Annotated in this window: 14 protein-coding genes; 3 read left to right on the forward strand and 11 right to left on the reverse strand. The window is 66.6% G+C overall.

Annotated features, from left to right (window positions below; genetic code table 11):
* From ACE04A_RS15815 to ACE04A_RS15855, 9 genes are all read right to left on the reverse strand, one after another.
* Positions 1 to 649 (reverse strand): FUSC family protein (locus ACE04A_RS15815; RefSeq protein ID WP_485820291.1); only part of this gene is annotated, 649 nt, incomplete at its 3' end.
* Positions 637 to 1,698, reverse strand: a complete 1,062-nt coding sequence (locus tag ACE04A_RS15820; RefSeq protein WP_485820292.1) for a hypothetical protein — start codon at positions 1,696 to 1,698, stop codon at positions 637 to 639. The genes ACE04A_RS15820 and ACE04A_RS15815, both read right to left, overlap by 13 nt.
* A gap of 28 nt (positions 1,699 to 1,726) precedes the next feature.
* Positions 1,727 to 2,209: a YbaK/prolyl-tRNA synthetase associated domain-containing protein gene (locus ACE04A_RS15825; RefSeq protein ID WP_259248072.1), complete on the reverse strand. Its 483-nt coding sequence runs from the start codon at positions 2,207 to 2,209 to the stop codon at positions 1,727 to 1,729.
* A 115-nt stretch (positions 2,210 to 2,324) separates the two neighbouring features.
* Positions 2,325 to 3,056, reverse strand: a complete 732-nt coding sequence (locus ACE04A_RS15830) for a response regulator transcription factor (protein ID WP_448718712.1) — start codon at positions 3,054 to 3,056, stop codon at positions 2,325 to 2,327.
* Positions 3,057 to 3,266: 210 nt separating this feature from the next.
* Positions 3,267 to 4,745 carry an efflux transporter outer membrane subunit gene (locus tag ACE04A_RS15835; protein ID WP_448719070.1) on the reverse strand — a complete coding sequence of 493 codons (1,479 nt, stop codon included), beginning with the start codon at positions 4,743 to 4,745 and terminating at the stop codon, positions 3,267 to 3,269.
* 144 nt (positions 4,746 to 4,889) lie between these two features.
* Positions 4,890 to 6,035 (reverse strand): ABC transporter permease, encoded by a 1,146-nt coding sequence (locus tag ACE04A_RS15840; protein WP_100855973.1) that lies wholly within the window; start codon positions 6,033 to 6,035, stop codon positions 4,890 to 4,892.
* Positions 6,032 to 7,009 carry an ABC transporter ATP-binding protein gene (locus ACE04A_RS15845; RefSeq protein WP_448718714.1) on the reverse strand — a complete coding sequence of 326 codons (978 nt, stop codon included), beginning with the start codon at positions 7,007 to 7,009 and terminating at the stop codon, positions 6,032 to 6,034. Before ACE04A_RS15845 ends, ACE04A_RS15840 begins: the two co-directional genes overlap by 4 nt.
* Complete coding sequence (locus ACE04A_RS15850) at positions 7,006 to 7,974, reverse strand: HlyD family secretion protein (protein ID WP_448719071.1); 969 nt, start codon at positions 7,972 to 7,974, stop codon at positions 7,006 to 7,008. Before ACE04A_RS15850 ends, ACE04A_RS15845 begins: the two co-directional genes overlap by 4 nt.
* A gap of 71 nt (positions 7,975 to 8,045) precedes the next feature.
* The gene (locus tag ACE04A_RS15855; protein WP_448718715.1) at positions 8,046 to 8,795 is read right to left on the reverse strand and encodes a TetR/AcrR family transcriptional regulator; all 750 of its coding nucleotides are present in this window, start codon (positions 8,793 to 8,795) and stop codon (positions 8,046 to 8,048) included.
* Between the two features lie 161 nt (positions 8,796 to 8,956).
* Between ACE04A_RS15855 and curA the strand changes: the two genes are divergently transcribed.
* From curA to ACE04A_RS15870, 3 genes are all read left to right on the forward strand, one after another.
* Positions 8,957 to 9,994 (forward strand): NADPH-dependent curcumin/dihydrocurcumin reductase, encoded by a 1,038-nt coding sequence (gene curA, locus ACE04A_RS15860; protein WP_447988787.1) that lies wholly within the window; start codon positions 8,957 to 8,959, stop codon positions 9,992 to 9,994.
* Between the two features lie 26 nt (positions 9,995 to 10,020).
* Positions 10,021 to 10,701: a type 1 glutamine amidotransferase domain-containing protein gene (locus tag ACE04A_RS15865; RefSeq protein WP_427970790.1), complete on the forward strand. Its 681-nt coding sequence runs from the start codon at positions 10,021 to 10,023 to the stop codon at positions 10,699 to 10,701.
* A gap of 233 nt (positions 10,702 to 10,934) precedes the next feature.
* On the forward strand, positions 10,935 to 11,534 hold the full coding sequence (locus ACE04A_RS15870; RefSeq protein WP_448718716.1) for an HD-GYP domain-containing protein: 600 nt from the start codon (positions 10,935 to 10,937) through the stop codon (positions 11,532 to 11,534).
* 612 nt (positions 11,535 to 12,146) lie between these two features.
* On the opposite strand, the gene ACE04A_RS15875 is transcribed toward ACE04A_RS15870, so the two are convergent.
* Positions 12,147 to 13,742: a glycerol-3-phosphate dehydrogenase/oxidase gene (locus tag ACE04A_RS15875; protein ID WP_485820293.1), complete on the reverse strand. Its 1,596-nt coding sequence runs from the start codon at positions 13,740 to 13,742 to the stop codon at positions 12,147 to 12,149.
* Positions 13,739 to 14,557, reverse strand: a complete 819-nt coding sequence (locus ACE04A_RS15880) for a DeoR/GlpR family DNA-binding transcription regulator (protein ID WP_448718718.1) — start codon at positions 14,555 to 14,557, stop codon at positions 13,739 to 13,741. Before ACE04A_RS15880 ends, ACE04A_RS15875 begins: the two co-directional genes overlap by 4 nt.
* Positions 14,558 to 14,564 lie beyond the last annotated feature (7 nt).

The following is a 14,564-nucleotide window of genomic DNA, read 5'->3' on the forward strand; positions in this document are numbered from 1 at the left end:
CCACTTCCACCGGCCACCAGGCCAGCGCGCGGCGGCTGACCAAACGCGGCTCGGACAGGCCGCGCTGTAGCGCAATGCGCAAGTCCGACAGGCTCGCATAGGCGCGGGCGCGCAGGGCGTGGCGCTTGGCGGGGTCCGCCTGGAACACCGTATTGACATAAGCGGCCAGCGTGTCCATCGCGGTGGCGACGGCGTGATCCAGGTTATTGCGCTCTATGCGGATCCACGGCAGATAACCCACCAGCAGCACGATGCCGGCCGCCACGCCCACATCAAGCAGGCGCGCCAGCGCGATGGCCCAGGTACCGGGCTGCAAGGCCCCGATCAGCAGCATCAGGATAGGCACCAGAATGGCGGAAAACAGCCCGTAGTTGCGTCGGATTGACCAGGGCAGCAAGGCCGCCAGCGCCGCCACCGTCAACACGCTGGCAATGCCGTTCTGGTCCACCGCCAGCACGGTCGCGCTGATGGCTACGCCTACCACGCTGCCGCCGCAGCTTTGCAGCGCCCGCGCAAATACCGAGCCGAAGTTCGGCTTGAAGATCACCACCACAATCAAGGGCACCCAGTACGAACGCGGCAGTGACGCGGCCAGCGCCACGGCTTCGGCGGCGACCAGGCATAGCCCCAGCCGAATCAGGTAGCGCACGGTGGTCGGACCGGGTCGGTAGGTGCGTGCAAGCACCCGCCAGGGCGTGCGCGGAGGCACCGGCGCAAGCAAGGCTGCGGGGTCGGCGTGGGGGGGGGGGGGGCGCCCGTCAGCAAGGGTTCGGCTTGCGCCAGGGCATCCGCCAGTTCCCGCATGCCGGCTTGGCGCAGGGCCGCGATGTCGTCGCCGGGGGCGGGGGTTTGATCGTGTTCCACACGGTCGGCCAGATGGTTCATGACGCGCGCGCAGGCCGGCGGCAGGACACGGCCGGCGCGGGCCAGCGTCAGCGCGGTATTGGCCAGCGGCGTGCAGGCCTGGAGTTGCGCCACCAGGCGGGCCAGGCGGGGCGACGGCCCGGCCGCGCGGCCACGGGCCGCCAACACCGTGTCGTAGGCGGTGGTCATTGCCGCTTCCATGTCGCGCCGGGCCACCATGGTGCGCGAGGTGCCGATGGCGGCGAGCAGGGCGGCCAGCTTGCGGTAGACCAGCGCGACGGCGGCGCGTTCGGGGGCAATCGGGTGGACCACCCAGCCCACCAGGGTGAGCGCCAGGCCGAACAGCCCGCCCATGCCCACCAGCACCGATGGCAGCCAGGGCGGCAGGGTCGACGTCAGGCTGGAGCCCACGATGACGTACACCGCGAATTGCAACGTAGCGACCGCCGCGATGTTGTTGAAGGTGCCCACCAGGCTGGCGACGAGCACCAGCACCGTCATCGCGGCCGCCGTCCACAGCCCGTGTCCGGCCACCAAGTTGCCCAGCAAATAGCCCAGCGCGCCGCCAAACACGGTGCAGCCGATGGACAGCGCCCGGTTGCGGTAAGGGCCGCCGTTGTCGCCGGTGATGGCGGGCAGCGCGCCCAGGGCGACCAGCGCGGCGGGCCCGCTTTGCTCAAGCGCCAAGCCCACGGCCGTCGGCAGGCCGATGGCCAGCGCCGCCCGCAGCGCCACCCAACGGCTGACGGGTGACGGCTCCATGTGCGCCAGGTTCATCAGCCAGCGCATGTTGGCGCCGCGTGCAATCTTGGAGCGGAACACGGCGGGCTTCATGGTGATTGGGCGCGTCGGAGGGGTGGGGTCAGGCCTTGATCAGCGGCGCTTCTGCGGGCGCCGCCAGCCGGAAGTAGTCTTCCGTGTTCAGCAGGATGGACGCGTCCAGCCGTCCGGCGTTGAACACGATTTCATCGTGGCGCGTGCGCAGGCTGGGGTCCACCAGCAGATGCAGATCCGGGTTGAAGGAAAACGGCGGGATGGCGCCGATTTCGCAGCCGGTGAGTTCGCGCGCCAGTTCCTGCGAGGCCAGCGACGCCTTCTTGCCGCCCGCGGCGCGCGCAATGGCGTCCAGGTCGGCCTGCTTGTCAGCGGGGAAAACGGCCAGCACGTTTTTGCGCACGTTCGATGAGATCTTCACGCGGCAGACCAGCGCCTTGGCGCCCTGGCTGACTTCGGTGCCCCGGATGGCAGCCACTTCCACCGAACGGCCGGCGGCGGGGTGGTTGATCAGGCGGTGACGCGCGTGGTGCTGGGCAAGCAGCGCTTGCAGGCGTTCGAAGACTTCCATATCGGTGGCGGCAGCGTAGAAACCAAGAAGGGGGAGGCGAACAACGGGTGCCGGACGTGGCGTATCGGATGTCGTACGTCGGCCCCGCTACGCATGATACGCCCGCCGGCCGCCGTCAGATCTCGCCCGTGAAGGCGTAGCCCCAACCCCACACGGTGCGGATCGGCAGTTCCACGTTCAGGTCCTGCGCCTTGCGCCGCAGGCGGCTGACCACGACATCGGTGCGTCGGACGGATTCACGGCCGGCCTGCGCATCGGCGCCGGACGCATCGCCGCGCGGCAGGCGCTTGTCGGTCGACGTGGTCAGCTTCAGCAGGAATTCGCGTTCGGCCAGGGTGAGCGACACTCGGGTGCCTTGCGGGCTGACCAGCGTCCAGGCGGCGTCGTGGAATTGCCATTTGCCCGCAACTTCTGCTGCCAGCGGCACGGTGCTGGCACGCAAATCGGCCTCGGGCATCGCGGGGGGGCGGCGGCCCGTTGCCGGTACGCGGCGCACCAGCGCTTGCAATGCGGCGGCGATTTCCGCGGTGGCCACGTCATGCTGAAAGCAGGCGTCGGCGCCGCAATGCAGGCCAAGAATGCGGTTTTCGGGCGAATCAAAGTTGGACACGGCGATGATGCCCGCCGTCGTGTCCATGGCGCGCAGACCTGCGACGGCCATGCAGAGATCGGTAAGGTCGGCCTCCATCACTAGCAATGGCGTGCGGCGCGCCTGGAACAGGCGGAACAGGCCATTGGAGTCCTCGCACCGGCGTGGCGAGAATCCCATCTCGGCCAGTGCGTCGCTGCGGCGCACGCGTTGGTCGGGATCGGGAGAGAAGACGATCAGGTCTAGTAGGTCATTCATGAAATCGTAGTGATCTGTGCAGCTTGAGCCCTTGCATGATCCTACGAAACGGCGGCTTCCCTTACCCCGCTCAACGACACTTTCGTACCCGAATTCTCAGACATGATCGCAGGCGGCCTATCACCGTGAAACATGGGCGGGTTATCGAACAATGTTTGAATCAAGGCAGGCCGTCACAACCCTGACACGCGGTTGAACGCGCAGGGTCGGCTAGGGCCTTGCCGCGACGGGTGCCGACACGGTTGGTGGGACCGTGGCCGGCGTGGCGGCGGGCTCGTTCCACCAACCGCCGCCCAAGGCTTGCAACAGTGCCGCGGTGTCGGCGTAGCGGGCCGCATCCGCCTCGGTGCGCGCGATCCGCGTTTGCAGTAGCTGGCGCTGGCTGTCCAGCAGGCTTTGGTGGCTGATGCCGCCTGCCTGGAAGCGGCCTTGCGCGATGCGTTCGGCGTCCGTCGCGCGGCGCCAGGCGTCATCGTAGGCGGCGTAGCTGTCGGCATCGGTCTGCACCGCGCGCAGGGCGTCGGCAACCTGGCGGAACCCATCCAGCACCGTTTGCTGGTAGGCGGCGGCCGCCGCCTCGTAGGCCGCTTCGGCGGAACGCTTGCGCGCTCGCAGTTCACCCCCGCGAAACAGCGGTTGCACCAGCCCCAGCCCCAAGCTCCAGACGTTCACGCCGTCGGACAAATCCCCCGCGCGCGTGCGCTGCGAGCCAAAGCTGGCCGTCAGCGTGAACTGCGGGTACTGGTTGGCGGTGGCCACGCCCACGTCGGCCGACGCCTGATGCCACAGCGCCTCGGCGGCCAGGATGTCCGGGCGCTGGCGTGTCAGCGCGGACGGCACGCCGGTGGGAACGTCGGCGGGCAGGCTCAGGTCGGCCAGGCGCAGGGGCGGCGTGCGCAGCGCGGCGGGCGGCAAACCCAGATACACCGCCAACTGATGGGTGGTTTGCGACAACTGCTTTTCCAGTGGCGGCAGCGTGGCGCGGGTCTGGGCCACCAGCAGTTCCTGGTTGCTCAGGTCGGCCTGTGCGACGCCGCCCGCCGCCACGCGCTGCCGCATGATGTCTTGCTGGCGCACTTGCGCGGCCAGCAGGTCGCGGGTGGCCGCCAGCCGCTCGGACAGGTCGGCCTGGCGGATGGCGGCCGTCACCACATTGGCGGCCAATGACATGCGCGCGGCCTGCAATTCGTGCGCCTGATAGTCCACCTGCGCCGCCATGCCTTCCAGCGCCCGTCGGTTGCCGCCGAACACGTCCAGCGTGTAGGACACATTGATCGAGGCGTTGTACAGCGTGAAAGGCGGCGGCAATTCCGCCACCGGCACGCCGTAGGCGGAAGGGTCCACCTTCTGCCGCTTGGCGGACAGATCGGCGTCCACCGACGGCAACAGGCGGCCGCCGGTTTCGGCGTCCAGGTCTGCACTGGCCTGGCGCAGCTTGGCGCGCGCCTGGGCCAGCGTGGGGCTGGCTTCGAGCGCCTGGCGCACCAGTTGGTCCAGCGCGTCGGACTGGAACAGCCGCCACCATTGCGCGGGAATGTCGACGCCTGCTTGCAAGCGCTGCGCGCCTGGGGCAGTGGGATCGGCGTCGTGCGCCGTGTAGGACGTGGCGTCTGGCGCTGGGGGTGTCTTGAAGTCTGGCCCGACCGCGCAACCCGAGATCAAGACGGGCAGGCCGATCGCCACCAGCATTGCGGCGCTGCGGCGCCCGACGCAACGGCGCCCGACGCAGCGGCGCGGCGCGGAAGATCGGGCCAAGGCCAGGCGGACAAAGGCCAGGCGGACAAAGGCGGCGCAAGAGTAGATAGGCGATAAGGCAAGGCGTGGCATGGCGCGTCAATCCAGGGTTCGGCGGTAGAACTTCACGGCGGCGGTCATGACGACCGCGGTGAACAGCATCAGCGGCCAGATGCTGGGCCACAGGTCCCACCAGCCGTTGCCCTTGAGCAGGATGCCGCGTATCAGCCGGTTGAAGTGCGTCAGCGGCAGCAGGTTGCCCAGGTATTGCGCCCACATCGGCATGCCCTGAAACGGGAACATGAATCCGGACAGCAGCATGTTGGGCAGGAAATAAAACATGGTCAGCTGCATGGCCTGCAACTGGTTCTGCGCCAGCGACGACAGCGTGATGCCCACCGTCAGGTTCGCCGCCACGAACAGCAGCGCCGCCAGGTACACGGACAGCAGGCTGCCCAGGATCGGCACATGGAAAACGAAGTGCGCGGCCAGCAGGATGATGGTGGCCTGGATCAACCCGATGGCGATGTAGGGCACGATCTTGCCGGTCATGACTTCAAGCGGGCGCACCGGCATCGACAGCAGGTTTTCCATCGTGCCGCGCTCGCGTTCGCGCGTCATGGCCAGGCCGGTCATCATCACCAAGGTCATCGTCAATATCACACCCATCAGGCCGGGCACTGTGTTGTATTGCGAGATCTGCTCTTCGTTGTAGAGCTGGTGCACGCGCACGTCGAAAGGCGGCTGCCCGCCCGCCAGCCCGGCCAGCGGCCCGGTCAGGTCTTTCTGCGCCACGGCTTGCGTCAATTGCGTGGCCGCGCCAATCGCCATGCCGGTGGCCATGGGGTCGGTGGCATCGGCCTCGATCAACAGGGCGGGGCGCTCGCCGCGCAACAGCCGCCGCGAAAAATCCGGCGGAATGGTCACCACGAACAGCACGCGGCCTTGCGCCAGCGCGGCGCGGCCGGCTTCTTCGTTGTCCAGTTCTTCGGTGATGTGGAAGTAGTCGGACGACTTCATCGCCGCGATGAAGCTGCGCGTGAACGGGCTGTGGTCGGCCGTGATGACGGCCGTGGGCATCTGCTTGGGGTCGGTGTTGATGGCGTAGCCAAACAGCGCCAACTGCATGATCGGCAGGCCCACGATCATGCCGAAGGTGATGCGGTCGCGGCGCAGTTGCAGAAATTCCTTCAGCACCATGCTCCACCAGCGCGCCCAGGAAAAGCCTTGCATGGCGCGCATCATGGGGGGCTCGCGAAGTTGTCGGTGGACCGGTTCATCAGGTAGATGAAGACGTCTTCCAGGCTGGTGTCGATGCGTTCCAGGCGCAGATCCTGGCCACGGATGGCCTCGCGCAGCGTGCGTTCCAGCAGATCCGCGTCCTGGCCGCTGACATGCAACGCCGAGCCGAACGCCACGGTCTGGTCCACGCCCGGCGCGCTGCGCAGGCGCTGGCCCAGCGGCACCAGGTTGTGGCCGTGAATGGCAAAGGTGGACAGGCGCTGTTCCGCAATTACCTGTTCGGCCGTGCCTTGCGTCAGCAGCTTGCCGTACGAGATATAGGCCAGCTTGTGGCAGCGTTCGGCTTCGTCCATGTAGTGCGTGCTGACCAGCACCGAGATGCCGCGCGCGGCCAGCTCATGCAGTTGCTCCCAGAAGTCGCGCCGCGCGGTCGGGTCCACACCCGCCGTGGGTTCGTCCAGCAGCAGCAGGCGCGGTTCGTGCAGCAGGCAGGCGGCCAGCGCCATCCTCTGCTTCCAGCCGCCCGACAACGAACCCGTCAACTGGTTGGCGCGGGTGTGCAGGCCCAGGTCTTCCAGCGCGCGGTCCACCGTCTGCCTGCGTTGCGGCATGCCGTACATGCGCGCCACAAAGTCCAGGTTTTCGCGGATGGTCAGGTCATCCCAGTACGAAAACTTCTGCGTCATGTAGCCCACGTGGCGCTTGATCTGGGCACTGTCTTGAACAATGTCGTAGCCCAGGCAGGTGCCGCTGCCGGAGTCCGGCGTCAGCAACCCGCACATCAAGCGGATGCAGGTGGTCTTGCCGCTGCCGTTGGGGCCGAGAAAACCGAAGATCTCGCCTTCTTGAACACGCAGCGATACGTCGTTGACCACATGCTTGTCGCCAAAGCGCTTGTTCAGGCCGCGCACGTCAATCACGGCCTTGCCGGGTTCGGGCGCACCGTTTTGCGTCGCGGTTAAGGCGGACGTGTTCATTGCAGCGTCGCCTCGACCGGTTGTCCAGGATGCAGCCGCGCGGCGGCGTCCGGCGCGGGGCGCGCTTCAACCATGTAGACCAGCTTGCTGCGGCTTTCGCGGCTGTAGATGACGGGCGGGGTGTATTCGGCCTGGTCAGACACGTAGTCGATATGCACGGGGATGGGGTCGCCGCAGCCGTCGCAGCGCAGCGTGGCCGTCTGGCCGGTCTTCAGTGTGCCCACCACGGTTTCGGGCACGAAGAAGCGCACCTTCACATTGCCGGGCGGCAGCAGGCTGACCACGGGGCTGCCCGCGGGCACCCATTCGCCCACGCGGTACATGGTGTCGAACACTTGGCCCGCGGCCGGCGCGCCCAACTGCTTTTGCGCCAAGGTCCATTCCGCCTGCGCCAGCGCGGCGCGTGCGGCCGCAACTTGGGCGGCCTGCGCGCGGCGCTGGTCGTCGCGGCCGGGCAGGTTGGCCACTTCCAGTTGGGCGCGCAGTTCGCGCACGCGGGCGGCGTCCGACTGCGCCTGTTCACGGCTGTCGTCCAACTGCGCGCGCGCAATGCCGCCGATGCGGTACTGCGCTGTATCGCGTTGCAGTTGTGCGGCCGAGCGGCGGCTGGCGGCCTCGGCTTGCGCCAGTTGGGCGCGGCTGACGTCGATTTCCGCCGGCCGCTTGCCGGTCGCGATGTCTTCCAATTGCGCGGTGGCCGCCGCCAACTGCGCGCTGGCCTCATCACGGGCGGCGCGTTCGCGCGTGGCTTCCAGCGCAAACAGCGGCGCGTCGGCGCTGACCTGCTGCCCGCGCTTGACGGCCAGCGCATCCAGGCGGCCGGCTTCGGACGAGGCCACATACACGTAGTCGCCTTCCACATACCCCTGGTAGAACGGCGTGCTGTCCTGGCCGCAGCCGGCCAACAGCATGGTCAACACCGGCAGGCCGGGCAGGAATCGAAGCAGGATAGGGCGGGTGAGCATGGTCGGCATCTTCAGGGTGGGCAAGCACAGGGTCGGCGTCCTCATGGTGGAAATCCTCATGGCGGGCATGCTCATGGGCGAGCGGTAGCGGAAGACGGGGCAGGCAGCGAAAACAGGCCGCCGGTCAGCATGGCGATGGCGTGCGCCGCGATCGCCTGGGTGTCGATGGCTTGCGCCTGGGCGTCGCCTTGCCAGATGCGGCGCCACAGGTTGGACGTGGCCAGCGGCAGCAGGGTCAGGCCAAGAATGGAAAGAAACACCAGCCGGGGTTCAACGCCGGGCGTGATCGCGCCTTGCTGCTGGGCCTGGCCGATCATTCCGGCAAAGGCGGCCAGCCGGTCGGTGGGCAGGTGAGGCAGCACCCGTTCACGCAGTTGCCCGCCTTCATTCACCACTTCATGCATCCACAACGCCGGCAACCACGGTCGCTCCGTCGCGCTTTGCACGATGCGATTCACGATTTCCGTCAGGTAGCCGCGCGCCGCCGTGGCGAGGTCGATGCCGGGGTTGTTGTCGGCATCAGGACCCGATTCCGAGGCCAACCGCACCGGCGCCCAGACATAGCCAATCACCGGCACCACCCGTTCCAGCACCACGGCATCGATCAATTGGTCGCGGCTTTTGAAGTAGTAGTGCAGCATCGCCGGGGTGACGGTGGCGCGTTGGGCGATCTGCGCGATGGTGGTGGCCGCCACGCCCTGCGCGGCGAACAGGCCGGTGGCGATGTCCAGCAATTGGGCGCGCATGGCGGCGTTGTCGGGGCCGGCGGCACGTGCGGGGCGGCCGGGGCGGCGGGTGGGGGCGGAAGGGGGTGGGCACATGGCGGGCAGTTTAATTAAGTATTTAATTAATTAAAAGGGGGCCGGCATTAAATGTTGAAACGCAGGGCGGTGGGCAACGATGGTGTAATGGCTCGGTTCCCCAATCTGCCGCCCGGGCCTTGCCTGCAAGGCCTGGGCAGCTTCCCAGGAGGCTGGACTTCATGACGCAATCCCCATCGATCAACCGCCGCATCGTGCTTGCCGCCCGCCCGCATGGCGAGCCCACCGATAGCGATTTCCGCCTGGAAACGGGCGAGGTCCCGCAGCCCGGCCCCGGTCAGGTGTTGCTGCGCACCGTGTACCTGTCTCTGGACCCCTACATGCGCGGCCGCATGAGCGACGCGCCGTCCTACGCCGAACCCGTGCAGGTCGGCCAACCCATGGTGGGCGGCACCGTGACCCGCGTGCAGGCGTCCAATCACCCCGACTACAAGCCCGGCGAATGGGTCTTGGCCCAGTCCGGCTGGCAGGACTACGCCTTGTCCGACGGCGCCGGCCTGCTGCGCCTGGGCCCCAAGCCGCAACATCCGTCGTATTCGCTGGGCGTGCTGGGTATGCCCGGTTTCACGGGCTACATGGGGCTGCTGGACATCGGCCAGCCCAAGGCCGGCGAAACCGTGGTGGTGGCCGCGGCCAGCGGCGCGGTGGGCGCGGTGGTGGGGCAGATCGCGAAAATCCACGGCTGCAAGGTCGTTGGCATTGCGGGCGGCGCGGACAAATGCCGCTACGTGGTTGATGAATTGGGCTTTGACGACTGCCTGGACCACAAGTCGCCTGACCTGGCCGGCCGTCTGGCGCGCGCCGTGCCGCAGGGCATTGACGTGTACTTCGAAAACGTGGGCGGCGCGGTGTTTGATGCCGTGCTGCCGCTGCTGAACCCGCGCGCCCGCGTGCCGGTCTGCGGCTTGATCTCGGCCTACAACGCCACCAGCCTGCCCGATGGCCCGGACCGCCTGGCGCTGTTGATGCGCAACATTCTGACCAAGCGGCTGAAGGTGCAGGGCTTCATCATCTTCAACGAATACGCACACCGCTATGGCGAATTCCGCGAAGCCATGGAAGGCTTGATTGCACAAGGCCGCATCAAGTATCGCGAAGACGTGGTCGACGGCTTGGAGAACGCGCCGCGCGGCCTGATCGGCCTGCTCAAGGGCGAAAACGCCGGCAAGCGCATTGTGCGCGTCGGCCCGGACGAATAAGCGCGTACACGCAATCGGAGCGAAACATGAAAATCCTGATCGTGCTGACTTCCCACGACACGCTGGGCGACACCGGCCGCAAGACGGGCTTCTGGCTGGAAGAGTTTGCCGCGCCGTATTACGCGTTCGTTGACGCGGGCGCGGCGGTCACGCTGGCTTCACCCAAGGGCGGCCAGCCGCCGTTGGACCCCAAGAGCGACGATCCCGACGCGCAGACCGACGCCACGCGCCGTTTCCGCCAGGACGCCGACGCGCAGCGCGTCCTGGCCAACACGCAGCGGTTGGCCGACATGCAGGCGGCGGACTTCGACGCGGTGTTCTATCCCGGCGGCCATGGCCCGCTGTGGGATCTGGCGGAAGACGCCAAGTCGGTTGCACTGATCGAAACCATGCTGGCTGCGGGTAAGCCGGTGTCGGCGGTTTGCCACGCGCCGGGCGTGCTGCGCCATGCCAAGACGGCGGACGGCAAGCCCTTGGTGCAGGGGCGGCAGGTAACGGGTTTTTCCAACAGCGAAGAGGCAGCGGTGCAGTTGACCGACGTGGTGCCGTTCCTGGTGGAAGACGAGCTGACGCAATTGGGCGGGTTGTACAGCCGTGGTCCGGATTGGCAGCCGCATGTGGTGTGCGACGGCTTGTTGGTCACGGGACAGAACCCGGCGTCGTCCGTGGGCGTGGCAGAAGCGCTGCTTGAGCGTTTGAAGCACTGAAGCACAGAAGCACAGAGGCGCAGAAGCGAAGAAGCGAAAAAGCGAAGAAGCGCCGAAACGCCGAAGCACTGAAGTTCTTCACAACGCCACATGGCGCGGAGGCGCGCGGATATTGAATCTGCGCCGCTCTCCCAACGCTGCTCTGTTTCGTCAGGATTGGTGCGCACTGTGTCAGAATCGCTACTTTCCGACACAAGTGCGCCGCTCAACCGAGCCGCTGCGCACCTTTCCTGATGCCCCCCGACGTACCCGAAACACCAGCAGGTTCCTGCGAGGCCGCGCTGTTCGCCGCCATGCAGGCGCGTGACCCCGCCACCGGCCGACATTGCCGCCGTGTGGTCGCCCTAAGCGTGGCGCTGGCGCAGGCCTGTGGCCTGTCCGAAGACGAACAACAGGCCGCCGCCGTAGTCGCGCGGCTGCACGATGTGGGCAAGATCGGCACGCCGGATCGCGTGCTGTTTTCGCCCAATCGCCTGGAAGGCGAAGACTGGGAAATCATGAAGTCCCACGCGGCGGTCGGCGCCGACATCATCTTGCACAGCGCGATGCCGCAACGCGACCTGATCGCGCAAGCGGTCCGCCACCATCACGAGCATTTCGACGGCTCCGGTTATCCGGCCGGCCTGCACGGCCACGACATTCCGATGCTCTCGCGCATTATTTCGCTGGCGGATTCTTACGATGCGCTAGGCGACGCACGCCCCTATCACCCCGCGCGTGGGCATACCGAAATCATGCGGATTCTGCATCGTGAAGCCGGTTCAAAGTGCGACCCGGATTTGTTGCGGGTCTTTGAAGCGATGATAGAAACGAGCAGGCTGCGGGTGCCGTGAACCGCAGCGGGCGTTTCACGTGTATGGGCGGCAGGCGCTCCATTCGTAGGATGGGTGAAGCGCGAGACATCATCCCAAAGAAAGCCGGCCTATGCCGCGCGTAACCCATCAAGCAACCGTCGATGAATTCCACCTTCGGCAAGAACTTTGCGGTTGCTGATGGGTTACGCGCGTTTCGCGTCAGGGGTGCTTTTAAAGGCTTCCGCGCGCTTCACCCATCCTACGGCAGCGGGCGTTTTACGTAGGATGGGTGAAGCGCGAGACATCATCCCAAAGAAAGCCGGCCTATGCCGCGCGTAACCCATCAAGCAACCGTGGATGAATTCCACCTTCGGCAAGAACTTTGCGGTTGCTGATGGGTTACGCGCGTTTCGCGTCAGGGGTGCTTTTAAAGGCTTCCGCGCGCTTCACCCATCCTACGGCAGCGGGCGTCTCACGTAGGATGGGTGAAGCGCGAGACATCATCCCAAAGAAAGCCGGCCTATTCCGCGCGTAACCCATCAAGCAACCGTGGATGAATTCCACCTTCGGCAAGAACTTCACCATCGCTGATGGGTTACGCGCGATCTACGTCAGGGTTCTTGCGAGCCTTCCCCCCGCGCTTCACCCATCCTACAGTCGATACGTTTTTGCTACCGTGGCCAACTCTTGCAGCGTGCGTTGTTGCCAGGCTGCGTCGTGGCCCAGCTCTTCCGCAAGGATGCGCGCGACCTCGGGGGCGGCCAGCATGGCGGCTTCCGCGTCCAAAAACAGCGCGCGGTTGCGGCGGGCCAGCACGTCTTCGGCGCTGCGCGCCAACTCATAGCGCGCCGCGAAGCGTACGTGCGCTTCCGACAAGCCGCTGGCCTTGACCAGCATGCGATCAGCACCGGGCAGCGCTTTCAACACCGCAAGATCGCTGCCGTAGTAGCTGTCCGGCGTTCCTGCATGCTCTTCGGACGGCGCCAGGCCCGCCGCGCCGTGCAGCGGCAGCGATTCGGTCCGGCACGTTGCCTGCGTCAACAGTTGATGTTGAATCGCCGTGTCCACCACGTCCTGCGCCATGCGGCGGTAGGTCGTCCACTTGCCGCCCGTTACCGTCACCAGTCCCGCGTTGGACACCAAAATCGTGTGCTCGCGCGACAACTGCTTGGTCGACGCCTCGCCCGTGGCCTTGACCAGCGGACGCAGGCCCGACCAGACGCTGGTGACGTCGTCGCGGGTCGGCTTGCGGCTGAGGTAGCGCGCGGCGGTGCTCAGGATGAAGTCCACATCCTGCGCGCCGGCTTCCGGGTCCAGCGGCAAATCGCCGCGCGGCGTGTCGGTGGTGCCCACGATGGTGTGGCCGTTCCATGGCACCACGAACAGCACACGGCCGTCGTCGGTCTTCGGGATAAGGATGGCGCGTTTGCCGGGCAGGAACTCTTGCGGCAAGGTCAGGTGCACTCCCTGGCTGGGTGCCACCATCGTGGCCGCGTTCTTGTCTTCCATGCGGCGCACGGCGTCCACCCAGACACCGGTGGCGTTGATCACGCAACGCGCGCGCAACGAGAAGCTGGTGCCGCCAATCACATCTTGCGCGGTCACGCCGTCAACCTTGCCATTGCTGGTGCTCAGCCCCGTGGCGCGCACATAGTTCACGGCCGTGCCGCCCAGGTCGAACAGCGTGCGCATCAGGCTCATCGCCAGGCGCGCGTCATCGAACTGGCCGTCGTAATACAGCACGCCGCCTTTCAAACCGCGTCCGTTGACGTTTTCCGCCAGCGTAGGCGCGTTGGCCAGCGTGTCGCGGCGCGACAACCAGCGGCTGGGCGCCAGGTTCAGTTTGCCGGCCAGCATGTCGTACATCTTCAGGCCGATGCCGTAGAAGGGCTGGTCGAACAGGTTGTAGGCGGGCACCACAAAGCCCAGCGGCCACACCAGGTGCGGCGCGTTGCGATTCAGCAAGCCACGCTCGTGCAGCGCTTCGCGCACCAGGCTGACATTGCCTTGGGCCAGATAGCGCACGCCGCCGTGTACCAGCTTGGTGGCCTTGCTGGACGTGCCCTTGGCGAAGGCGGCGCCTTCGATCAGCAGGGGGCGGTAGCCGCGCGCGGGGGCGTCCACGGCGGTGCCCAGGCCCGTTGCGCCGCCACCGATGACGATGACGTCCCAGGACGGCGTGTTGTCCAGCGTGGACAGCAGGCGGTTGCGATCGGGCGGGGTGACGTTGGCTAGCGGTTGGTTCATAGGTCGGACGCTGAGGTATTCGTGGGGAGCTCTACGCCGGCCCCGTTGGGCGCGGCCGCGACTTCGCAGCGCACGCCGGAATCCAGCAGCACCTGCGCCAGTGGTTCCTGCGGGTGCGCGTCGGTAAAGAATCGGTCGATTTGCGAGATATGCGCCAGTTCCACCATGGCCTGGCGTTTGAATTTGCTGCTGTCGGCGGCTAGCCAGACTTCGCGCGATTGTTCGATGATGGTTCGCGCCACCCGCACTTCGCGGAAGTCGTAGTCGCGCAGCGTGCCGTCGGCTTCAATCCCCGAAATGCCGATCAGGCCGATATCCACCTTGAACTGGCGGATGAAATCCATCGTGGCTTCGCCCACGATGCCGCGGGCGCGCGAGCGCACCACGCCGCCGGCCACGATGACTTCGCAGTCCGGGTTGTCGGACAGGATGTCCGCCACGTGCAAATTGTTCGTAATGACGCGCAGGCCGCGATGGCGCAGCAGGGCGCGCGCGATGGCCTCGGTGGTGGTGCCGATGTTCAAGATCAGCGAACAGCCGTCCGGCACGGCGCGCGCCACGGCTTCGGCAATGCGCTGCTTGCCCGCCGCATGCAGCCCCTGGCGCTTGCGATAGGCGATGTTCTCGATGGTGGACGCTTCGATGCGCACGCCACCATGAAAGCGCGACAGCATGCCGGCTTCAGAAAGGATGTTGACGTCGCGCCGCACGGTCTGCAGCGTGACGTCAAAGCGTTTGGCGAGCTCTTCGATCGTTGCCGAGCCTTGGGCCCGCACCATTTCGACCAACGCGCTCTGTCGTGGATTCAGTGTCATATTCGCA

The sequence above is a fragment of the Achromobacter colocynthidis genome (assembly GCF_057334535.1).

What these genes read in the sequence shown, in the direction of transcription:
- ACE04A_RS15855 (WP_448718715.1), bottom strand. Translation starts at nt 8,795, where the DNA reads ATGTGCCCACCCCCTTCCGCCCCCACCCGCCGCCCCGGCCGCCCCGCA.
- curA (WP_447988787.1), top strand. Translation starts at nt 8,957, where the DNA reads ATGACGCAATCCCCATCGATCAACCGCCGCATCGTGCTTGCCGCCCGC.
- ACE04A_RS15870 (WP_448718716.1), top strand. Translation starts at nt 10,935, where the DNA reads ATGCCCCCCGACGTACCCGAAACACCAGCAGGTTCCTGCGAGGCCGCG.
- ACE04A_RS15845 (WP_448718714.1), bottom strand. Translation starts at nt 7,009, where the DNA reads ATGAACACGTCCGCCTTAACCGCGACGCAAAACGGTGCGCCCGAACCC.
- ACE04A_RS15875 (WP_485820293.1), bottom strand. Translation starts at nt 13,742, where the DNA reads ATGAACCAACCGCTAGCCAACGTCACCCCGCCCGATCGCAACCGCCTG.
- ACE04A_RS15840 (WP_100855973.1), bottom strand. Translation starts at nt 6,035, where the DNA reads ATGATGCGCGCCATGCAAGGCTTTTCCTGGGCGCGCTGGTGGAGCATG.
- ACE04A_RS15830 (WP_448718712.1), bottom strand. Translation starts at nt 3,056, where the DNA reads ATGAATGACCTACTAGACCTGATCGTCTTCTCTCCCGATCCCGACCAA.
- ACE04A_RS15865 (WP_427970790.1), top strand. Translation starts at nt 10,021, where the DNA reads ATGAAAATCCTGATCGTGCTGACTTCCCACGACACGCTGGGCGACACC.
- ACE04A_RS15880 (WP_448718718.1), bottom strand. Translation starts at nt 14,557, where the DNA reads ATGACACTGAATCCACGACAGAGCGCGTTGGTCGAAATGGTGCGGGCC.
- ACE04A_RS15820 (WP_485820292.1), bottom strand. Translation starts at nt 1,698, where the DNA reads ATGAAGCCCGCCGTGTTCCGCTCCAAGATTGCACGCGGCGCCAACATG.
- ACE04A_RS15850 (WP_448719071.1), bottom strand. Translation starts at nt 7,974, where the DNA reads ATGCTCACCCGCCCTATCCTGCTTCGATTCCTGCCCGGCCTGCCGGTG.
- ACE04A_RS15825 (WP_259248072.1), bottom strand. Translation starts at nt 2,209, where the DNA reads ATGGAAGTCTTCGAACGCCTGCAAGCGCTGCTTGCCCAGCACCACGCG.
- ACE04A_RS15835 (WP_448719070.1), bottom strand. Translation starts at nt 4,745, where the DNA reads ATGCTGGTGGCGATCGGCCTGCCCGTCTTGATCTCGGGTTGCGCGGTC.